19 protein-coding genes and 3 pseudogenes are annotated in these 19,518 nt (G+C 58.0%); 11 read left to right on the top strand and 11 right to left on the bottom strand.

What is annotated here, in order from left to right; translation table 11 throughout:
- Positions 1 to 71 precede the first annotated feature (71 nt).
- The 6 genes and pseudogenes from umuD to ACJ8J5_RS02695 form a co-directional block, all read right to left on the bottom strand.
- Positions 72 to 506: a translesion error-prone DNA polymerase V autoproteolytic subunit gene (umuD, locus tag ACJ8J5_RS02720; protein WP_414104398.1), complete on the bottom strand. Its 435-nt coding sequence runs from the start codon at positions 504 to 506 to the stop codon at positions 72 to 74.
- Between the two features lie 188 nt (positions 507 to 694).
- Positions 695 to 874: pseudogene (locus ACJ8J5_RS02715) on the bottom strand (SOS response-associated peptidase family protein); the annotation flags it as partial.
- Between the two features lie 313 nt (positions 875 to 1,187).
- Positions 1,188 to 1,559 carry a hypothetical protein gene (locus ACJ8J5_RS02710; RefSeq protein ID WP_404758717.1) on the bottom strand — a complete coding sequence of 124 codons (372 nt, stop codon included), beginning with the start codon at positions 1,557 to 1,559 and terminating at the stop codon, positions 1,188 to 1,190.
- A gap of 75 nt (positions 1,560 to 1,634) precedes the next feature.
- Positions 1,635 to 2,090, bottom strand: a pseudogene (locus tag ACJ8J5_RS02705) (resolvase); the annotation flags it as partial.
- An 84-nt stretch (positions 2,091 to 2,174) separates the two neighbouring features.
- Positions 2,175 to 2,420 (bottom strand): hypothetical protein, encoded by a 246-nt coding sequence (locus tag ACJ8J5_RS02700; protein ID WP_049295892.1) that lies wholly within the window; start codon positions 2,418 to 2,420, stop codon positions 2,175 to 2,177.
- Positions 2,421 to 2,434: 14 nt separating this feature from the next.
- A pseudogene (locus ACJ8J5_RS02695) lies at positions 2,435 to 2,620 on the bottom strand (DNA polymerase V); the annotation flags it as partial.
- Positions 2,621 to 2,921: 301 nt separating this feature from the next.
- On the opposite strand from ACJ8J5_RS02695, the gene fdhD reads away from it, so the two are divergent.
- From fdhD to ACJ8J5_RS02660, 7 genes are all read left to right on the top strand, one after another.
- Complete coding sequence (fdhD, locus tag ACJ8J5_RS02690; protein ID WP_025303336.1) at positions 2,922 to 3,764, top strand: formate dehydrogenase accessory sulfurtransferase FdhD; 843 nt, start codon at positions 2,922 to 2,924, stop codon at positions 3,762 to 3,764.
- Between the two features lie 58 nt (positions 3,765 to 3,822).
- Positions 3,823 to 4,740 (top strand): bestrophin family protein, encoded by a 918-nt coding sequence (locus tag ACJ8J5_RS02685; RefSeq protein WP_025303337.1) that lies wholly within the window; start codon positions 3,823 to 3,825, stop codon positions 4,738 to 4,740.
- Positions 4,741 to 4,774: 34 nt separating this feature from the next.
- Entirely contained in the window at positions 4,775 to 5,737 is a 963-nt protein-coding gene (locus ACJ8J5_RS02680) for a Dyp-type peroxidase (RefSeq protein ID WP_025303338.1), read from the top strand.
- A gap of 72 nt (positions 5,738 to 5,809) precedes the next feature.
- Positions 5,810 to 6,919, top strand: a complete 1,110-nt coding sequence (locus ACJ8J5_RS02675) for a YbdK family carboxylate-amine ligase (RefSeq protein WP_197769104.1) — start codon at positions 5,810 to 5,812, stop codon at positions 6,917 to 6,919.
- A 95-nt stretch (positions 6,920 to 7,014) separates the two neighbouring features.
- Positions 7,015 to 7,194: a hypothetical protein gene (locus ACJ8J5_RS02670; protein WP_019453520.1), complete on the top strand. Its 180-nt coding sequence runs from the start codon at positions 7,015 to 7,017 to the stop codon at positions 7,192 to 7,194.
- A gap of 212 nt (positions 7,195 to 7,406) precedes the next feature.
- Positions 7,407 to 8,003 (top strand): hypothetical protein, encoded by a 597-nt coding sequence (locus ACJ8J5_RS02665; RefSeq protein WP_025303343.1) that lies wholly within the window; start codon positions 7,407 to 7,409, stop codon positions 8,001 to 8,003.
- Between the two features lie 2 nt (positions 8,004 to 8,005).
- Positions 8,006 to 8,779: a DUF3307 domain-containing protein gene (locus ACJ8J5_RS02660; protein ID WP_025303344.1), complete on the top strand. Its 774-nt coding sequence runs from the start codon at positions 8,006 to 8,008 to the stop codon at positions 8,777 to 8,779.
- A gap of 48 nt (positions 8,780 to 8,827) precedes the next feature.
- On the opposite strand, the gene mgtA is transcribed toward ACJ8J5_RS02660, so the two are convergent.
- Together mgtA and ACJ8J5_RS02650 are read right to left on the bottom strand one after the other, a co-directional pair.
- Entirely contained in the window at positions 8,828 to 11,527 is a 2,700-nt protein-coding gene (mgtA, locus tag ACJ8J5_RS02655; RefSeq protein WP_197835030.1) for a magnesium-translocating P-type ATPase, read from the bottom strand.
- Positions 11,528 to 11,768: 241 nt separating this feature from the next.
- On the bottom strand, positions 11,769 to 12,467 hold the full coding sequence (locus tag ACJ8J5_RS02650; protein ID WP_025303346.1) for an MgtC family protein: 699 nt from the start codon (positions 12,465 to 12,467) through the stop codon (positions 11,769 to 11,771).
- Between the two features lie 433 nt (positions 12,468 to 12,900).
- On the opposite strand from ACJ8J5_RS02650, the gene ACJ8J5_RS02645 reads away from it, so the two are divergent.
- Both ACJ8J5_RS02645 and ACJ8J5_RS02640 read left to right on the top strand, forming a co-directional pair.
- The gene (locus ACJ8J5_RS02645; RefSeq protein ID WP_333538247.1) at positions 12,901 to 13,158 is read left to right on the top strand and encodes a glycoside hydrolase; all 258 of its coding nucleotides are present in this window, start codon (positions 12,901 to 12,903) and stop codon (positions 13,156 to 13,158) included.
- A 33-nt stretch (positions 13,159 to 13,191) separates the two neighbouring features.
- A complete protein-coding gene (locus ACJ8J5_RS02640) occupies positions 13,192 to 14,577 on the top strand; it encodes a CoA transferase (protein ID WP_414104397.1) in 1,386 nt (461 codons plus the stop codon).
- Here ACJ8J5_RS02640 and ACJ8J5_RS02635 read toward each other — a convergent pair.
- Positions 14,574 to 15,449 (bottom strand): LysR substrate-binding domain-containing protein, encoded by an 876-nt coding sequence (locus tag ACJ8J5_RS02635; RefSeq protein ID WP_197835032.1) that lies wholly within the window; start codon positions 15,447 to 15,449, stop codon positions 14,574 to 14,576. The two genes, ACJ8J5_RS02640 and ACJ8J5_RS02635, sit on opposite strands and share 4 nt — an antisense overlap.
- A gap of 101 nt (positions 15,450 to 15,550) precedes the next feature.
- Here ACJ8J5_RS02635 and ACJ8J5_RS02630 point away from each other — a divergent pair, with 101 nt between their 5' ends.
- Positions 15,551 to 16,966 (top strand): pyridoxal phosphate-dependent decarboxylase family protein, encoded by a 1,416-nt coding sequence (locus tag ACJ8J5_RS02630; protein ID WP_049296076.1) that lies wholly within the window; start codon positions 15,551 to 15,553, stop codon positions 16,964 to 16,966.
- Positions 16,967 to 16,978: 12 nt separating this feature from the next.
- Here the strand turns inward: ACJ8J5_RS02630 and ACJ8J5_RS02625 are convergent, their stop codons facing one another.
- The gene (locus tag ACJ8J5_RS02625) at positions 16,979 to 17,620 is read right to left on the bottom strand and encodes a GNAT family N-acetyltransferase (protein WP_080352506.1); all 642 of its coding nucleotides are present in this window, start codon (positions 17,618 to 17,620) and stop codon (positions 16,979 to 16,981) included.
- A gap of 794 nt (positions 17,621 to 18,414) precedes the next feature.
- On the opposite strand from ACJ8J5_RS02625, the gene rcsA reads away from it, so the two are divergent.
- Positions 18,415 to 19,044, top strand: coding sequence for a transcriptional regulator RcsA (gene rcsA, locus ACJ8J5_RS02620; RefSeq protein ID WP_025303351.1), 630 nt, complete (start codon positions 18,415 to 18,417; stop codon positions 19,042 to 19,044).
- Positions 19,045 to 19,261: 217 nt separating this feature from the next.
- On the opposite strand, the gene dsrB is transcribed toward rcsA, so the two are convergent.
- Positions 19,262 to 19,462, bottom strand: coding sequence for a protein DsrB (gene dsrB, locus ACJ8J5_RS02615; protein ID WP_004935117.1), 201 nt, complete (start codon positions 19,460 to 19,462; stop codon positions 19,262 to 19,264).
- Positions 19,463 to 19,518: the final 56 nt, after the last annotated feature.

The following is a 19,518-nucleotide window of genomic DNA, read 5'->3' as shown; positions in this document are numbered from 1 at the left end:
ACTGGAAACTCAGTAGAGAGGTCACGCCAACGAAAAGATCGGGCAGAAAAAAGTGAAAAAAAATGCCGAAGTCACCGGGCCGCGTAGACGATAAAGGTCACCACGCCGAAGATCTCCAGTTGCGCTTCGTCGTCGAACACGATCGGCGCGTAGGCGGGGTTCATCGGCAACAGCCGCACATCGGGGTGACGCTGCAGTTTTTTGACGGTGAATTCGCCGTCCACCGCGGCGATCACGATATTGCCGTGCTCCGGCGTCAGGGCGCTGTCGACAATCAGCAGATCGCCTTCCCGGATATTGCCGTCGATCATCGATTCGCCGCTGGCGCGCACGAAATAGGTGGCGTTGGGGTGCCGCACCAGCAGCTTGCCGATGTCCAGCCGACCTTCGACATAGTCTTGCGCCGGGGAAGGAAAACCGCAGGCCACGCGATCGGCAAACAGCGGTAACGTTAGGGGTTCACCTGGTGAAAAAGCATACAACCTTGAATTGCTCAGCATAATCATAACCAAACTGTATATTTATACAGTTAAGCATAAACAAAACGCGAACGCGTGCAACCCCCTATCCCCCTGCGGATCGCGCTTTGCCGCGTAATATAATAATTTTCTGAGCGATTTTTTTTTACGCCTGCTAAGTGTTTTACTGCCCCTTGCACACACGTTATCCACCAAAACTGTGGATAATGCGGCACTCAGACCGTTGGCGTATCGATGGGCAGGATGAGTGAGGGATTGTCATTGCGAACGGCGCCGACGGCGGGCGATACCGGTTGCCAGACGAAATCCTCTGCCTGCAGGCTGTACACGTCAGCCTGCATTTGACCAGAGGGCGGGACTAAGCGGGTGTCGAGCCAGTCGCGCGCGGCCGTCGGTCTCTGCTGCGTACAGCGCCGCAAAGAACAGCGGCAGGCCTTGCCTCAGCAAGAGCCCACGGGAGGAACGGCGGACGGCCTTACAAAATGACGCCAATAAAATTGCGACTGGCAATGGCATCAATGGGACGGCCAGAGACGAAAGTCAGTACGTTATGCCAGGAGCTTGGGATAACCCGACAAACGCTGTACCGCCACATTTCCCCTGATGATCCACTGCGAGCTGACGGTATAAAGCTGCTCAACCGGGGATAATTTTAGCGGACGGAAAAATCTGGGGTTCCGGCGTAGAACCCCGAATAAGGAATAATCCTTAATTCATTTCAGGATTATTAATTCCATCTAAAACCTCTCGGCAATATTCTTTTTTATAGGCTTCATCATTACTTAATGACTTAACCAAAAAATCAGCATTTTTCCAACCATTATCCCAATGCGTATCGAATCCTGACTGTTCATACTTTAATGTTCTAGTTAATGAGTCTTTTATTTGTTTTTTATATTTATCAATTTTCTCATTGGTTGCCCCACAAACATCATGTGCAACACGAGCATTTGAGCCAGAAAAACCTATTGCTGAAATTGCCATCGCTTCATTTGATTTGTCGAAATCATTCGCATATGCCACAGCATTAGATAAAGCGAATATGACAAGAGCAGGTATGATTTTTTTGTATGAAACCATCTTTCACCTCTAACTCATTGATTGTTCATGGGGTCAGTTTGGATATCGAAAATTATTGTACATTAAGGCTGCTTTTTAATCAGTCTCAACTTCTTTATAGAAGGCCTGAATGCGACAAACTTGGGAAGTACTGTAGCCTGTCGCGTCTGCTGTTTCTCGGATGCTCAGTTTCTTAATCTGTCGGTAGTACAGGACTTTCTGATGTCGTTCCTGATCTGCCTGCTTTCCCCGGTATCTACCCAACGTATGCGCCCGTTCAATTCCCTGCTTTTGCCGTTAGCGGCGACTCAACCAGTCCTTATGTGACATCGCGGCCATCAGGTCGATTAGCATGTTATTGATGGCGGTTATTACTGCACGGGTGATCGGGCCCGCCTGTGAAGGATCTTTCTCTGACAGCGCCTGCCATGAGGTAGGGACATCCAGGCTGACAATCCGTAACTCATGCTGCTCAATCTGCTTTTTCAACGTCATCCAGTCACTGTTGCTGAGACGGGTCAGGCGGTCTATCTGCTCAACCAGCAAAATATCAGTTACCGTTTGGGGGCGGCCAGCACAATCAGCATCCGTCGCTGCAGCGGCGACGGCCGGCGAACGTTAACCGTTGCCACGATGTCACTCCTCTCTCTTATAGATGAGGACATGCAGGCGCAGCCGGTCGGCATCAACACGTTCATCCATTATTGTGCCCGGATAGCCCTGCAGCGCCAGACCGTACCAGAAACTCAGAATGACAGAAGCCTTACCCAACTCTAGGGTGTAACCCATCCCGCCCTGGTTCAGATTGCATTTTTTAATCGCATCTTCTGCTTCCCGGGTCAGCTGCGCATAGCTGAGTGAAAAATTCAGTGCCTGATCCATCCTGCTCGCTCCATCTCACCGCTGGCGCGCACGAAATAGATGGCGTTGGGGTGCCGTACCAGCAGCTTGCCGATGTCCAGCCGACCTTCGACATAGTCCTGCGCCGGGGAAGGAAAACCGCAGGCCACGCGATCGGCAAACAGCGGTAACGTCAGGGGCTCACCTGGTGAAAAAGCATACAACCTTAAAATACTCAGCATAATCACAACCAAGCTGTATATTTATACAGCAAGGCATAAACAAAACGCGAACGCGTGCAACCCCCCTATCCCCCTGCGGATCGCGCTTTGCCGCGTAATATAATAATTTTCTGAGCGATTTTTTTTTACGCCTGCTAAGTGTTTTACTGCCCCTTGCACACACGTTATCCACCAAAACTGTGGATAACCTGCAGGGCGTGATTCCCTACGCGAGCGGGATCAGAATCCTGTATAATCCCCACACCTGCTAATAAGAATTCATCCCCGTCGGCGCCTCGTCACCGACAGTCACGAGAACGTTATGAACAAGCACCTACTCCTCGCAGAAACCGACGATATCAAACAGGAATGCCTGTCGCGCCACGCGGTCTGGCAGCGCAACGATCTGGCTCAGGCGCAACAGGATTGGCTGGCGGAAGAAGTACCGGTCGCCCTGGTGTACAACGGCATTTCCCACGTGGTGATGATGGCGACGCCGAAAGATCTGGCGGCCTTCGCCATCGGTTTTTCGCTGTCCGAAGGCATTATCGCCTCCCCCGACGACATCTACGACATCCGCCAGCAACCGGCCTGCAACGGCATTGAAGTGCATGTGGAACTCTCGAGCCGCCGCTTTATGCAGCTGAAAGAGAAGCGCCGCAGCCTGGCCGGCCGCACCGGCTGCGGCGTCTGCGGGGTGGAACAGCTGCAGGAGGTTGCTCAGCCCATCGCGCCGCTGCCTTTCACGCAACGTTTCGATTTGGCGCTGCTCGACCGGGCGTTAGCGCAGCTGCAGGAGGTGCAAACGGTAGGAAAACTGACCGGCTGCACCCACGCGGCGGCCTGGATCCAGCCGGACGGCGCGCTCAGCGGCGGGTGTGAAGACGTCGGCCGCCACGTGGCGCTCGACAAGCTGCTGGGCTACCGCAGCCAACAGGCGTGGCTGCAGGGTGCGGCGCTGGTGTCGAGCCGCGCCAGCTATGAAATGGTGCAAAAATCCGCCATGTGCGGCGTCGAGATCCTGTTCGCCGTTTCCGCCGCCACCCGCCTGGCGGTGGAAGTGGCCGAACGCAGCAACCTGACGCTGGTGGGCTTCAGCAAACCGGGGCGCGCCACCGTCTATACGCATCCGCAGCGGCTCTGGCAATCGACAACGGCGGCCTAACGCCGCCGGATAAGAATCGACTATTCTCAATAGCAGGACACCAGGAAGCACCCACGTCATGATAATTCGCCCGAATCAGAACTGGTTTTTTCGCCTGTTCGCCTGGCACGGTTCCGTGCTATCAAAGATCACCTTTCGCCTATCGCTGAACGTGCTGATGTCGATAGTGGCGGTGATCAGCTACCAATGGTACGAACAGCTCGGCGTGCATTTAACCATCGCACCGTTCAGCCTGCTGGGCATCGCCATCGCCATTTTTCTCGGCTTTCGCAATAACGCCGGCTACAGCCGCTTTGTCGAAGCGCGCAACCTGTGGGGCTCGCTGCTGATTACCGAGCGCTCCCTGCTGCGCCAGATCAAAAGCCTGCTGCCGGACGAATCGGCGGTGCAGCAAAAGGTTGCCAAGCTGCTGATCGCCTTCAGCTGGAGCCTGAAGCATCAGCTGCGCGGCACCGACCCGACCGCCGATCTGTACCACAATCTCAGCAGCCAAGAGCTGGCCGAGGTGATCGCCAGCCCGATGCCGACCAACCGCATCCTGCTGATGCTGGGCCAGGAGATCGGCAAGCTGCGCCGACAGGGGCTGCTGAGCGACATCACTTTCGAGCTGCTCGACAACAAGCTGAGCGAACTGTCCCACGCCCTCGGCGGCTGCGAACGGCTCGCCAGCACGCCGGTGCCGTTCGCCTATACCCTGATCCTGCAGCGCACCGTTTACCTGTTCTGCAGCCTGTTGCCTTTTGCCCTGGTGACCGACCTGCATTACATGACACCGTTTGTTTCAGTGTTCATTTCCTATACCTTCTTATCCTGGGACTCACTGGCCGAAGAGCTGGAGGATCCGTTTGGCGTGTCGGCTAACCATCTGCCGCTAAACGCCATCTGCAACACCATCGAGCGCAACCTGCTGGAAATGAACGACCAAAGCCCGCTGCCACCGCCGATGAAACCCGACGAGCACTTTAATTTGATCTGATCTATTTCACCCGAACACACTGGAGCCGAATGCAATGAATGCAAATAACCCTCTGCCGCAAGCCGTATTCACACCGGTGACGCGCCATGCCATCTTCATCGTCGCTACCCTGTCGCCCGTTCCCGCCCATCTGGCGGCGGTGCGCGCCTGGTGCGGCGACATTGCCGCCGTGGTGCGTTCGGTCGGCAAACGCGCGCCGGCAGGCAATCTCACCTGCGTCTGCGGCTTCGGCTCCGAAGCCTGGGATACGCTGTTCGGCGCGCCGCGCCCTCGCCAGCTGCATCCGTTCAGCCCGATCGGCAGCGGGGAGCGCGTCGCCGTCGCCACGCCCGGCGACATCCTGCTGCACATCCGCGCCGATGAAATGGATCTGTGTTTTGAACTGGCCTCTCAGTTGACCGCCAAGCTCGGCGACGCCGTGACGGTGATAGAAGAGGTGCACGGCTTCCGTTATTTCGATCAGCGCGCCATGATCGGCTTCGTCGACGGCACGGAGAACCCGGAGGGGCACGAAGCCTTCGACTACACGGTGATCGGCGACGAAGACGCGGCGTTCAGCGGCGGCAGCTATGTGCTGGTGCAAAAATACCTGCACGACATGCAGGGCTGGAACTCGCTCAGCGTGGAAACGCAGGAGAAGATCATCGGCCGCCATAAGCAGTCCAACATCGAGCTGGATGAAGCGGTCAAACCGTCGTCGTCGCACAGTTCGCTGACCACCATCACCGACGAGCAAGGCAACGAGGTGAAAATTCTGCGTGACAACATGCCGTTCGGCCGCCCCGGCCTGCGCGAATTCGGCACCTACTTTATCGGCTATGCACGCTCCCCGCAGCCGATCGAGCAGATGCTGGAAAACATGTTCATCGGCCGCCCGGCCGGCAACTACGATCGGCTGCTCGATTTCAGCCACGCGGTGACCGGCACCCTGTTCTTCGTGCCTTCCGCCCCGCTGCTGGAAGCGCTGGCCGACCGCAGCGGCGCCGAACTGCACTAACGTCCCTTCGGCGGCAAAGCCTCCCCCCGCGACGTATACTGAATTAACGTTGCGTATTGAGGGGGAGGCACCATGTCGCTCACATTCAAACGTTCGGAAAGGCTCTCCATCGGCACCGAAATAGAGTTACAGCTGGTCGATGCCGAGCACTACGATCTGGCGGATCGGGCCGACCGGGTGGTCAGCGCGGTCGGCGACCGCCGGCGCGTCAAGCATGAGCTCACCCAATCGATGGTGGAGCTGAACAGCTCGGTGCACCGCGATCTCGATGAGCTGCACGCCGAGCTGCACGCCCTGACCCATACCGTCCGGCGCAGCGCGCAGCGCCTGGGCTGCGACGTCTGCGGCGGCGGCCGGCACCTGAGCAACGACTGGCGCAAGCAGGTCATCAGCGACAGCGCGCGCTACAGGCAGCTGGCCAGCCGTTTTGGCTATCTCTCCAAGCTGGCCTGCGTATTCGGCCAACACATTCACCTCGGCGTCAACGACGGGGACGAGGCGATGTACCTGTGCCATGCGCTGACGCCCTATTTTCCGCAGCTGATCGCGCTCAGCGCCTCGTCGCCGCTGTATCAGGGGGTCGACACGCGCTTTGCCAGCTCCCGCTTCAGCGCCCAGAATTCTTTCCCCAACTACGGGTGCCTGGAACACATCTACAGCTGGCGCGAATTCAACGCTTACTACGAACGGTTGAACGCCGCCGGCGTGATTGAAAGCGTCAAGGATATTTACTGGGATGCACGGCCGAAACCGGAGCTGGGCACGGTGGAGATCCGCATCTGCGATACGCCGCTGCGCCTCGCGCACGCCGTGCTGCTGGTCGGTTACTGCCGTCTGCTGGCCGATTTTCTGTTGCAACGCCGGACGCCGATCGCGCCGGAATACGATGCCTTCACCCACTACAACAAGATCAACGCCTATCGCAGCGGTTTCGCCGCCGAATACGTCGATCCCACGACGCTGCGCCGCCGCAGCCTGACCGCCCACATCCTGCACACCCTCGAGGCGCTGAGCGATTTCGCCGAGCGGCGGGAGGATCGGGCCGTGTTACAGGCCGTCGAGCGCCATGTCCGCCAGGGCATCAGCGATTCGGAGCATATCCGTCAGATGTTGCACAACGGCCTGCCGCAGGCTCAGGTGATCAAACGCCTGTGCGATGAGCTGTTGCAACCGGCAAGTTAAGTTTCGGCTATCGATTCCATACGCCAAAGCCACTGTTCATTATGTGCTCTTTCGCTACAATCGTGAGCACTGACATTCACCGTATCGAGGACACCATGTACAACTTCTCCCGCTATCAGGCAAAAGAACTGGCGCTGGCTTACATGAGCGGCAAAAAACACGATCTGTCGCCGCAGGAGTTTTTGCAACAGCTGAAAAGCAGCGAACGATCGTTTGAGCACCTGCTGAAGCACGGCAGCGAAATGCCGCGTGAAGTGCTGGTTAAAAGTTTCTGAACGGCCGGTTGCCGGCCATTTTCCCTCTACACCGCCGGTGGCGAGCCTGACAGGCCCGCGCATTCCCGGCCGTTCGTCCCCTTTCCTCACGCCACCGCATTTCGTTCTCACAGGCGAATTCCCTACAAATTCGTATCCAAAGACGAATTATTGACATATTCGTATCCAGGTGCGAATTTATAGTCATCCCTCGGTAAGCAACGGAACACGCTATGTCGACACCAATCAGCGTAATCAGCGGCGATCTGGTCGATTCTCGCCGATCAGATACCGTCAACTACCTCAACGAGCTGCACAGCCTGCTCGATCGGCTGCAGCGCGACGGGCAGCTTCATCAGGTGGAAATCTTTCGCGGCGACGCCTTCCAGGCGCAGGCCGCCCCGGAGGACGGGCTGCTGCTGGCGGTATATATTCGCCTCGCGCTGCGGGCGATGGGCGCCGCGCACTGGGATGCGCGCGTCGCCGTCGGGCTGGGCAGCCAACGGCCCGACGCCGCGGGTTACGGCAGTGCCTTTATCAACTCCGGCAGCGCGCTGGACGCCATGGCGAAAAATTGCCGCCTGGCTCTGAAAACCGACAACGATCGGACAAACGCCATTGTCAGCGATCTGCTGCCGATGTTAGATCATGTGATTGGCCGCCTGTCGCAGACCGAAGCGCGCATCGTCCAGATGAGAATGTTCGCCGACAGCGGCGCCGCCGTGGCGGACCAGCTGCAAAAAGCCGCCTCCACGGTCTCCGCCGCACTGAAACGCGCGGCCTACGAGGAAATCATGCGGTTTATTCACGCCATTAACAGGATCGTCTGACTATGGATCTGACCTATGCGCCTTTGCTGGCCTGGCTGTTGCTCGTCCATCTGCTGGCGGATTTTCCGCTGCAGCCGCTGAGTTGGGTGGAAGACAAAATCCAACATCGCGCGCGTTCGCGTTTTCTGGTATTGCACGCGTTGCTGCACGGGGTGCTGGCCGCCTGGGTGGTGGCCGGGTTCGGCCTGCTGCACGGCGGGCTTTCTTCACTTCAGGTGCTGGTCAGCCTGCTGGTCATCGCCGTCAGCCACTACCTGATCGATTTGCTGAAAGTCACCGTCATGACCCGCCTGAGCCCGGCCCGCAGTTTCCTGCTCGATCAGGGGTTGCATCTGGCGGTGATCACCTTGCTGTGGCTGGGGCTGACGCCGAATGCCGGTGAACTGCTCGCCGCGCTGGGGCAGCAGTTGGGGCGTTGGCAAATTGGCCTGGTGCTGGTGGCCTACAGCCTGATTTATCTGCCGATGAGCCTGCTGATCGGGCAACTACTGGCGCACTGGACGCCGCAAATGCCGCCTTCGGCCAAGGCCGACAACGATTCGCTGCTGCGCGCGGGCAAACAGATTGGCTATCTGGAGAGAACGCTGATCCTGACCTTCGTGCTGCTGGGGCAAATTCCGGCGATCGGTTTTTTGCTGGCGGCCAAATCTATCTTCCGTTTCGGCGATCTGCGCCAGAGCGACGATAAGATGCGCACCGAGTATGTGCTGCTCGGCACGCTGTTTTCCTTCACGCTGACCATCATGCTCGGCCTGCTGGTCAACAAACTGCTGTAGTAGTGCAGGGGCGAAGAATTTCGCCCCCGAAGTGAACGCCGAGGCGGCTTACAGCCACTCGCCGAAGCGGCGGATGTAGAAACGCTTCATCAACTGCGCGACCACGCAGTAGCTGACCAGCGTAGCGGCCAACCACGGGAAGTATTCCCACGGCAGCGGCTGCAGGCCAACCAGGGCGCCGAGCGGCGAGAACGGAATGTAGATGCCGAGCGCCATCACCAACCCGGTGGTCAGCAACACCGGCAGCGCCGCGGTGCTCTGAATGAACGGGATCTTCTGGGTGCGCAGCATATGCACCACCAACGTTTGCGACAGCAGCCCCTCAATGAACCAGCCGGACTGGAACAGCGCCTGGTGTTCCACGCTGTTGGCGGCGAACACGTACCACATCAGCGCATACGTCGTAATATCGAAGATCGACGAGGTCGGCCCAATCCACAGCATAAAGCGCCCGATGTTTTTGGAGTCCCACTTGCGCGGCTTGCGCAGGAACTCTTTGTCCATCTTGTCCCACGGCAGCGACAGCTGGGAAATGTCGTACATCAGGTTTTGAATCAGCAGGTGGATCGCCAGCATCGGCAGGAACGGGATGAAGGCGCTGGCCACCAGCACCGAGAACACGTTGCCGAAGTTGGAGCTGGCGGTCATGTTCAGGTACTTGATGATATTGCCGAAGGTCTCGCGCCCTTTGATCACCCCCTCTTCCAGCACCATCAGGTTCTTTTCCAACAGGATGATGTCCGCCGATTCCTTGGCGATGTCGGTGCCGGTGTCGACCGAGATGCCGACGTCAGCGTCGCGCAGCGCCGGCGCATCGTTGATGCCGTCGCCGAGGAAACCGACGGTATGGCCGTTGCTCTGCAGCATTTTCAGCACCCGCGATTTTTGCAGCGGCGTCAGCTTGGTGAAGACCGTGCGCTGTTCCACTTCGCGCGCCAGCTCTTCGTCATCCATCTGTTCAATCTGCAGCCCAGAGAGCGGTTCACCCGGCTCCAGCCCAACGTCACGGCAAATCTTGCAGGTGATCACCGGGTTGTCGCCGGTCAGCACCTTCACCGTCACGCCGTTTTCCTGCAACGCGGCGATCGCCTGCTGCGCGCTCTCCTTCGGCGGATCGAGGAAGGTCAGCAGCCCTTGCACCACCATGTCGCGCTCGTCGGCCACGCTCAGCGGATCGGCCGGGCGTTGCGCATCCAGCTCGCGCGTCGCCAGCACCAGCACGCGGAAGCCGTCTTCGTTATACTCGCGGGCCAGCGCCTGCAGCGCCGCACGGCGCGCGTCGTCCAGTTCCAGCGTCTTGTCGCCTTCACGCACGTGAGTGGCGATCTCCAGCATCTCCTCTACCGCGCCCTTACAGATCAGCTGCTGCTTGCCATTTTCGTCCGCCACCACGATCGACAGACGGCGGCGCACGAAGTCGAACGGCAGCTCATCCACCTTGCTGAAACGGCCCAGGGCTTCGATCCCCGGTTTGCCGCGACCGAAACGGATCACCGCCTGGTCCATCAGGTTCTTCATGCCGCTCTGATGGAAGCTGTTCAGCCAGGCCAGGTGCAACACCTCGTTATCCCTGGCGCCCGTGACGTCGATGTGGTGCTCGAGAATGATACGGTCCTGGGTCAGGGTGCCGGTCTTGTCGGTGCAGAGCACGTCCATAGCACCGAAGTTCTGAATGGCGTTCAGACGCTTCACCACCACCTTGCGACGCGACATGGCGATCGCCCCTTTCGCCAGATTGGAGCTGACGATCATCGGCAGCATTTCCGGCGTCAGGCCGACCGCCACCGCCAGCGCGAACAGCGCCGCCTCGCTCCAGTCACCTTTGGTGAAACCGTTGATCAGCAACACCACCGGCACCATCACCAGCATGAAGCGAATCAACAGCCAGCTGACGCTGTTCACCCCGCGATCGAACGCGGTTTGCGCCCGCGAACCAACGATTGACTTGGCCAACGAGCCGAAGTAGGTGCGCCCGCCGGTCGCCACCACCACCGCCGTAGCGGTGCCGCTGGCGACGTTGGTGCCCATCAGGCAGATGTTGGAGAGCTCAAGCAGCGCGTTCTCGCTGGACACTTCCCCTTCGCTCGACTTCTGCGCCACGTTGCCCATGGCATCGTATTTCTCGATAGGGATCGCTTCGCCGGTCAAAATCGCCTGGCTGATGAACAGATCGCGCGAGACGATAAGACGCACGTCGGCCGGCACCATGTCACCGGCGGAGAGCTGGATGATATCCCCCGGCACCAGTTCGCGGATCGGCACTTCCAGCGTCAGCGGATGCGCGCTGTAGCTGCTGCGGCGCAGCACCGTAGCGGTAGTGCGCACCATCGACTTCAACGCTTCCGCCGCTTTGTTGGTGCGGTATTCCTGCCAGAAACGCAGCAGCCCGCTCAGCGTGACCATGGTCAGGATGATAATGACGCCGGTGAGTTCAGTTTCTTCACCGCTCTGGCGCGGCAGCCAATAATCGGTAAAGAAACTGATCGCAGCCAGCACCATCAGCACGAAGATAAACGGGTTGTTGAAGGCCTTGATCAGCTGGATCAGGGCATGCGGCGCCTTGTCATGGGCGACCTGATTGGCGCCGAACTGTTCCAGCCGCTCATCGGCGTCGTCCTGGGTCAAGCCGTTGCGGTTGCACTTCAGGTTCGCCAGCGTTTGAGCGATGCTGTTGGTCGCCTCTTGCGCAATGGCATAGGTCACCGCGTCTTTATCACGGCGACGCGTTCTTTCATTAATCTGAGTCATAACGCTATTCTCTTATTTTCGTTCTGCGCACAGCGAAGCCCCGCCCGATAAACAGGTGACTCTGCGCAGCTTGGAATTTTTTATTAGCGTGACTAAATAGCGGAATTATCCTGTCAGCCACGCTGGAATCATTTTCCTTCCGGGGTCATCGTCCATAACGCCTCCTTAATGCTCCGCGTTATTCAGGCGAGCCCGAATAACCTGAGCATATAATCAAGTTAATAAATATTTATATAATTAATCAGACCGGTAATTCGGACGCGACTCGCCAGCGAACGGCACTCACGCTTTTCTCCAGGCTGACGCGGCAGACAATACCCTCAATTTCTTTTTGCGCGGCCGGCGTGGCGGTAATTTCCGCGCACACTTCCAATTGCCCCGGGCTGGAGATATCGGCGCTGCGCAAGGATTGCAGCCGCAAGGCCACGCCGTTCAGCGCCTGCAGAATCAGGGTGCGCACCAGAATTTCGTCCTGCTCGCCGCAGGTCACCTGAATGCGATAGCACAGTTCCAGATCGGTTGCCTGCTGGTGCGGCTGCAGATTGATACGCTGCGCGGCTTCGCGCAGCAGGATATTGGCGCACAGGATCACCAGCGTAGCAACCACCGCATCCCAATGCTGGCCCAGGCCGCACAGGACGCCGATCCCCGCCGAACACCACAGCGTAGCGGCGGTGTTAAGGCCGCGAATGTTCAGCCCTTCACGCATGATAACGCCGGCGCCGAGGAAACCGATACCGGATACGATCTGCGCAGCCACCCGGCCGGCGCTGGCCGGATCGGTGGACATGGAGCTGAGAATAAAGACCGCCGCACCGGTCGCCACCAGCGCATTGGTGCGCAGGCCGGCCATGCGTTGGCGCCACTGGCGCTCGGCGCCAATGACCGCACCCAGGCACATCGCCAGCAATAAATTTAAAACGAAAGGAGTCATAGCCATGACTGTCCCCTTAATTAACCGCAGGAGATAAAATCATGTGCTGTTTAGCACACGCGAAAGCGCGCTGAAAATAAATCAGCGAATCAGCGTGTCGTGCCTGGAGGGAAAAGGCTGTGGCTGCAAAATACCATAATAACGTCCAACTCGATTCACCTGAAACCCTCAGGCATCAGGAAACGCTTTTTATTCGGGTATGCACAGCTCAGGAATAACTTGAGAGGGGTGCTGCCCGCCGATTACGGCAAGCAACAAATCAGAAGAGAATTGGTCAGCTTGCCTTATTTGTTTTATTACAACTACAACTGTCCAATTGGGTTTCTCCACCGAAATTTTGGCTGAGTATAGTGACGTCGGGTAATGAAGTAAAGGCTAAATTATTAAACGAAAAATAAACTGGAATACCGCGATCATATTTCGATGTCACAAATAGAAGGTGCCAACATTGGGCACCGACGCCGCCTTCCGGCCGCTGCATCAGGCTCTGTGGGACAAAGCGTTGTTGGACTTCCGCTGGCTCGATCGGGACGGCTGGGTGCAGCAGACGACCTTTAGCGACGGTTCGACGCTGGCCGCCAACTTTACGCGCAGCCTTTCACTGTCATCGCGGCCCACAGCCTGCGCGCCAAACTGGCCGACGGCCGCACATTCGTCGTTACGCCTTAGCAAGGTCGCCGGCGGTGGGCTACGCTAGGCTATATTTCCGACAACCCGTAAGGAGTGGCCGATGACGCCTCTGATCCACACTCTGCTCGACGAGATTTGGCAAAGCCTGGGGCAGCGCCCCGCCCCTACCGACCGGTTAACCGTTAGCAGCGTCGGCGCATTGCCTTCGGCTTTTCCCGTCACAGAATTGGCGACCGCCGCCTGGAGCGCCGCCGGTTTGGCCTGCGCCGAGTTGCTTCGCTGCGAGGCCGCCGACGCGCCGCAGGTCTGGATAGATCAACGCCTGGCCTCGCTCTGGTTTGGCTGGACGCTGCGGCCGCTGGGATGGACGCTGCCTGCGGCCTGGGACGCACTGGCCGGCGACTACGCGACGGCGGATGGCTGGATACGTCTGCATACCAATGCGCCGCACCATCGGCGAGCGGTGGAACAGGTGCTGGGTTCGGCATCGGATAAAGGCACGCTGGCGGAACGTGTGCTGGACTGGAAAAAAAGCGAGCTGGAGGAAGCCGTGATCGAGGCCGGCGGCTGCGCGGCCCAAATGCGCTCGGCGGCCGCGTGGCGACAACATATTCAAGGCAAAAGCGTAGCGCTCGAACCGCTTATCCACGCCTCGCTGCAGCCGGAAGCGCCACCGCCGGGCTGGGCGCTTTCCGTCGCCCGGCCGCTGCACGGCGTGCGGGTGCTGGATCTGACGCGCATTCTCGCCGGGCCGATCGCCACCCGTTTTCTTGCCGGTTTGGGCGCCGACGTGCTGCGCATCGATCCCTACGGCTGGGATGAACCCGGCGTCGAGCACGAGGTGATGCTGGGCAAGCGCAGCGCACGCCTCAATCTGACCAATGCGCGCGATCGCCATACGTTTGAACATCTGCTGAAAAACACCGACGTGCTCGTGCACGGCTACCGCGCCGGTGCGTTGGAGAAATTGGGCTATGGCGCGGAGGAAAGACGCGCGCTGGCGCCGGGCCTGATCGACGTCTGCCTGAATGCCTACGGCTGGAGCGGGCCGTGGCGGACCCGGCGCGGTTTCGACAGCCTGGTACAGATGAGCTGCGGGTTGGCGGAGGCGGGTATGGTTTGGCGCAGCGCCAGTTTGCCGGTGCCGCTGCCGGTACAGGCTCTGGATCACGCCACCGGCTATTTGATGGCGGCAGCAGTGCTGACCGGTATGACACAGCGCCTGAGCCGCGGCACCGGCTACCACGCGCGGCTGTCGCTGGCGCGCACGGCGCAACTGCTGCTGGCGCACCCCTGTTCGGCAGATTATCGACCGGAACCGCTGGCACCGGCCGGCCCCGCCGACGAGAACCCGGAAACAGAACTGACTTACTGGGGGGCCGCGCAACGCCTGCGCGCCCCGTTAAGCCTGCAGGGTACGGCGCTGCAATGGGCGCTGCCGGCGACTACGCTCGGCACCTCGCAACCGGAATGGCTACGCCGCTAAATCGCCGCCAACTGTCGCTGAAGCCACTGCAGCAAGCGGGTAACCGCCGGCGTCAACCCGGCGGTCTGCGGCCACACCAGGTAAACGTCGTCATCGCTCAGACGACGGGGCGCGGCCAACGCCACCAGTCTCCCCGCGTCAAGCGCATCCTGCACCAGCAGCTTTTTCGCCAACGCGATGCCAAACCCTTGCTCCGCCGCGCGAATCAACAATCCGGCATCGTTGAATAACGCCTGTTGTCGCCCGCATAACGGCCGCCCCTGCGCGTTGAACCAGTCGCGCCAAGGACTGACGTCGTGCTCGAGCAACGGAATATCGCCACCGCTCTCGAACGCCGCCCTCCATTCTCGCGCCATATCCGGCGAAGCGACCGGCAGCACGTCACCCGACGCGATGCGCTGCGCCTGCAGCCCCGTCCATTGACCGCTGCCGATACGGATCGCCGCATCGAACCCTCGCTGCGACAGATCCTGCAGCGCCAGCGACGCATCAATATCCAGCGCAATATCGGCGCAGGCCTCATGAAAAGCAGGCAGACGCGGCAACAGCCAATAATGGGCATAAGACGGCAACACGCTGATACGCAGCGTCTGGCTTGTCGCCGCACGCCGGGCGCGGGCGACGCCCTGCAGCAGTGCCTGCAGCGCCGGCTCTACCGCCGCCAACAACTCTCGCCCGGCGGCATTCAGGCGTACACCGCGCCCGCGCCGTTCAAACAGCGGATAGCCGACCGCCTGCTCCAGCAACTGAATTTGCTGGCTGACCGCGCCGTGCGTCAAATGCACCTGTTGCGCCGCAGCGCGCAAATTTTCCAACCTGGCGGCGATCGCAAAGGTCGGCAAGACATGCAAGGGAATGCGTTCATTCATCATTGGTTAACCAGGCTATCCAAAAAGGTTATTTTTCATCGATTTTGAGCGGCAGGCAAATGTTCTATGTTTACCCCATCATCCCTGACGCTTTCGGAGCCACCATGCACCCACGTTTACAACAGGACCTCGCGCAGTTTCCGCAGATCCTCGACCACACCCGCCAGTTGGCGGAGGATTTCCTGGCCGGGCTGCAGCAACGCTCGGTCTGCCCACCGCTCGAGCATCAGCAGCTGCAACCGGGCGACGATCGGTTGGAGGAAAACGGCGAAGGCGCCCTGGCAGCGCTGGAGCGCTTTTGGCAACGTTATCAGGCCGGCATTTCCGCCAGCGCCGGCCCGCGTTATTTCGGCTTCGTCACCGGCGGCGGCACCCCGGCGGCGGTCGCAGCGGACTGGCTGGTTAGCGTGACAGACCAAAATAGCCTGCTCAGCCATGATACCATTGCAGCCACGATCGAGCTGGCGGCCGTGACGCAGTTGAAATCCCTGCTGGGCCTGCCGGAAACGTTCAGCGGCAGCCTGGTCAGCGGCGCGACCATGGCCAATTTCACCGGGTTGGCCATTGGCCGGCAGTGGTTGGGACAACAGCAAGGCGTGGATATCGCCCAACAAGGCCTGGCGGCGCTGGGCCCCATCCGGGTATTGGCGGCCAATCCGCATTCCAGCAGCGTGAAGGCGCTCAGCATGCTCGGCATCGGCCGCGAGGCGTTGACGATCGTCGCCAGCCTGCCGGAGTCCGAAGCCATGGATATGGAAGCGCTGGCGCGGCAGCTCGCCGCCGGCGCTGGCCAGCCAACGTTGGTACTGGCCAGCGCCGGTACGGTCAACACTGTCGCTTTCGACGATCTGCCGCAGCTGCTGGCGCTGCGGGAGCGTTATCCATTTTGGCTGCATGTCGATGCGGCATTCGGCGGCGTGGCGGCCTGCTCACCGCTATACGCCTCAAAGCTCGAGGGCTGGCAGCATGCCGATTCCATCACCGTCGATGCGCATAAATGGCTGAATGTGCCTTATGACAGCGCGATCCAATTTACCCGCCATTTGGATCTGCAAATGCAGGTATTTCAGAACCATTCGGCTTACCTGGAAGCACCGACGCTGCGGCCAGACAACTATCTGCATCTGACGCCAGAAAATTCGCGCCGCTTCCGCGCCTTGCCGCTTTGGCTGACGCTGAAAGCCTATGGCCGCAGCGGTATACGAGATATCGTCGAGCGCAACGTCGAACTGGCGCAGGCGCTGGGGGCGGCGTTAGCGGCCGATGACGGTTTCCATCTGCTGGCGCCGGTGAATTTGAACGTGGTGTGCTTCGCCCTCAGTCATCCACAGGGTGAGAGCGAAGCGGCGCGCGATCGCTTTCTCGAACGCCTTAGCCGGCATGGCGTGGTGCGTTGCACCCCTACGCGTTACAACGGCCAGCCGGGGATCCGCGCCGCGCTGGTCAACTGGATGACAGAGGAACAGGACATCCGCTTGACGTTGGACTCGCTGCGCCATTGCCTGGCGGAAACGGCCTAACACGCGCGGCGATTACCCGCGTTGGAAGGCCTGCAAACGACGTTCTTGCCGCCCGTCTTCGCTGATGTTATCCGGCGACAGCCAGGCGGCAAACGCCGCGTATCGTGCCGGCCATTCTCCATCAACGATCGACAGCCAGTCGGTGTCGCGCGAGCGTCCTTTAACAACGACGGCCTGGCGGAACGTGCCTTCATAGCGGAAACCCAAGCGCTCGGCGGCCTGGCGTGAAGGCAGATTGAGGCTATCGCATTTCCATTCGCAGCGCCGGTAGCCAAGATCGTCGAAAAGATGCCGCAGCATCAAGAAAATCGCCTCGCTGCCCAGCGCACTGCGCTTCATCAGCGGCGACCAGTTGATGGTGCCCAGTTCGGCCACGCCGTTGCCAGGATCGATGCGTAAAAAAGCGCAGGTTCCCACGGCGTGCCCGTTCGTCTGATCGATCACCACCATCGTGTTTCTGTCTGCGCTGGACACCTGCGCCTGAAGATAACGCTGGAAATCTGCGTGCGACTGCGGCCGTTCCCAAAACAGATAGGTCCAGTCACGATCGTCCTCAGCGGTTTGGTAAGCCTGATAAAGCGCATCCCCCCAGCGCGCGAGGTTAAGCGGTTCGAGGCGGCAAAACCGCCCTTGCAGCGGCGTGTGCCCGGGTATGCCTGCCGGCTGCCAATGAGGAAGGGCCTCACCTATCGGCTGCCCATACTGATTCTGTCTCACCGCGACATCCTGTTTTTGAAAGGTTGAGAGGAAAGTTAAAACCAACGCGGGCCAGAGACAACTCCGACCTGCCATTCCTCCCCGTGGATCGGACTGCAGGATGATAGTTTAGAGAAATCACTCAATCACCGTTAAACATTCACGAAAACTATTTCATGCGAAATAAATATCTATATAACTCATTGTAAAACGGTGATTTATAGCAACAATTAAGCTACACATTCCGGTCATAATGTTAACTTTTGTTTGTTGTTATGATAAAAAAAGAAGTGCTTATCATTAGCATGGAGAGCAAAAACATCTATAAGATAATGATTTTTATATGTAAAAAGTCAAAAACACCAGGGGAGCGCTTTTTGACCACTCAAAAAACGCGCTGAAAGACATCAAAAAAACGACACATGAATTTTTTTTAAGACTTTTCCTAGCAAACTAAAATTTTGTTTCGTGACATGATGAACAGATTAGCGGCAAGCAATGCAGACAGGCACGGGCGCCAAGCGCAAATCAGGCTCAACATGCCTAAGCTGGACGAGCAGCAGATCGCCCTGACTTAAGCCAAACTTATAGATTCATGCAATTAATAAGTTTAGTATGAAAATATCATTGAGTGCCGTCGTGTTTATTGATAGAACACTCGCTACACTGAATTATTGTTCCATTTTGCCTTTCGGCTTTTTAGGCTTTTTCTCATATTACCGCAGTAAAACGGATTTAAGTGGGGGTGCGATATGCCAACGATTATCATGGATTCATGTAGCTATACCAGATTGGGGTTAACCGACTATCTGACTTCGCATGGCGTGAAGAGGCGCCATATTAATGCCATCGAGGACATTGACAGCCTGCATGAAAAATGCAGCAAGTTAAATCCGAGCCTGGTGTTTATTAACGAGGACTGCTTCATCCACGAAGCAAACGCCACCGAGCGAATAAAACGGGTGATTTCACTGCACCCGGATACGTTATTCTTCATCTTCATGGCCATTACCAACGTACATTTCGACGATTATTTATATGTTCGCAAGAACGTCATCATATCGTCAAAATCCATCAAACCAGAGACTATGAATCAGCTACTTAGTCACTATCTCGAGAGAACGTCCCTCCGTACGGAGAAATCCTCTCTGGATCAAACGCCGGTAACGCTGAGCCAGACTGAATCGAACATGCTACGCATGTGGATGTCCGGTCAAGGTACCATCCAGATATCAGACCAGATGCAAATAAAGGCCAAAACGGTCTCTTCCCACAAGGGAAACATCAAGCGGAAAATAAAAACGCACAACAAGCAGATCATTTATCACGTTGTTCGTTTGACCGATACATTGACCAGTGGAATATTCGTCAATAGCCGCTGAACCACAGAGAACGCCCCCGCTCTGTTTTACCAGCCGTTAAATACCCGGTGATAATGTCATCTGGATAGCAGCCGCTGGAACCACAAAAAAATACCTGCTGCGTTATCCCCCGCTAGCGCAACGGGTATTTTTTTGCCGCCGATAAAAAAAATCTTACCGCAATGAAATAATCTCAAAATGGACAATTTCATTAGCAAATTAATGAGATTAACCTAAGTTACTGCCCGTGCTCGCGGCAGGGCTCCACAAACGTGCCGTCACGGCTGTCGATTTCATTAAAAAACCATACGCCCGCCGGGTAGTCGTCAAGAGAAACCAGATACATGGTGCCTTCGTTGAACACCTCTACGGCCAAAATCACGCCTTCACGCCGCGGGCCTCCGTCTGTTTTTACCGTCACTCGATCGTTAACCTGCATACCCTTCCCCATTATTTGCGATTGCCGTCAGTGTATTACAAAAGCGAGGGCGATGG

The sequence above is a fragment of the Serratia sp. CY43202 genome (assembly GCF_052168755.1).
GTDB classification, from domain to species: Bacteria; Pseudomonadota; Gammaproteobacteria; order Enterobacterales; family Enterobacteriaceae; genus Serratia; species Serratia bockelmannii.
This window is presented reverse-complemented; position numbering and strand designations above follow the sequence as displayed.

Excerpts from the sequence above, each read along its gene's own strand:
- umuD (WP_414104398.1), bottom strand. The coding sequence starts at position 506 with ATGATTATGCTGAGCAATTCAAGGTTGTATGCTTTTTCACCAGGTGAA.
- ACJ8J5_RS02710 (WP_404758717.1), bottom strand. The coding sequence starts at position 1,559 with ATGGTTTCATACAAAAAAATCATACCTGCTCTTGTCATATTCGCTTTA.
- ACJ8J5_RS02700 (WP_049295892.1), bottom strand. The coding sequence starts at position 2,420 with ATGGATCAGGCACTGAATTTTTCACTCAGCTATGCGCAGCTGACCCGG.
- fdhD (WP_025303336.1), top strand. The coding sequence starts at position 2,922 with ATGAACAAGCACCTACTCCTCGCAGAAACCGACGATATCAAACAGGAA.
- ACJ8J5_RS02685 (WP_025303337.1), top strand. The coding sequence starts at position 3,823 with ATGATAATTCGCCCGAATCAGAACTGGTTTTTTCGCCTGTTCGCCTGG.
- ACJ8J5_RS02680 (WP_025303338.1), top strand. The coding sequence starts at position 4,775 with ATGAATGCAAATAACCCTCTGCCGCAAGCCGTATTCACACCGGTGACG.
- ACJ8J5_RS02675 (WP_197769104.1), top strand. The coding sequence starts at position 5,810 with ATGTCGCTCACATTCAAACGTTCGGAAAGGCTCTCCATCGGCACCGAA.
- ACJ8J5_RS02670 (WP_019453520.1), top strand. The coding sequence starts at position 7,015 with ATGTACAACTTCTCCCGCTATCAGGCAAAAGAACTGGCGCTGGCTTAC.
- ACJ8J5_RS02665 (WP_025303343.1), top strand. The coding sequence starts at position 7,407 with ATGTCGACACCAATCAGCGTAATCAGCGGCGATCTGGTCGATTCTCGC.
- ACJ8J5_RS02660 (WP_025303344.1), top strand. The coding sequence starts at position 8,006 with ATGGATCTGACCTATGCGCCTTTGCTGGCCTGGCTGTTGCTCGTCCAT.
- mgtA (WP_197835030.1), bottom strand. The coding sequence starts at position 11,527 with ATGACTCAGATTAATGAAAGAACGCGTCGCCGTGATAAAGACGCGGTG.
- ACJ8J5_RS02650 (WP_025303346.1), bottom strand. The coding sequence starts at position 12,467 with ATGGCTATGACTCCTTTCGTTTTAAATTTATTGCTGGCGATGTGCCTG.
- ACJ8J5_RS02640 (WP_414104397.1), top strand. The coding sequence starts at position 13,192 with ATGACGCCTCTGATCCACACTCTGCTCGACGAGATTTGGCAAAGCCTG.
- ACJ8J5_RS02635 (WP_197835032.1), bottom strand. The coding sequence starts at position 15,449 with ATGATGAATGAACGCATTCCCTTGCATGTCTTGCCGACCTTTGCGATC.
- ACJ8J5_RS02630 (WP_049296076.1), top strand. The coding sequence starts at position 15,551 with ATGCACCCACGTTTACAACAGGACCTCGCGCAGTTTCCGCAGATCCTC.
- rcsA (WP_025303351.1), top strand. The coding sequence starts at position 18,415 with ATGCCAACGATTATCATGGATTCATGTAGCTATACCAGATTGGGGTTA.
- dsrB (WP_004935117.1), bottom strand. The coding sequence starts at position 19,462 with ATGCAGGTTAACGATCGAGTGACGGTAAAAACAGACGGAGGCCCGCGG.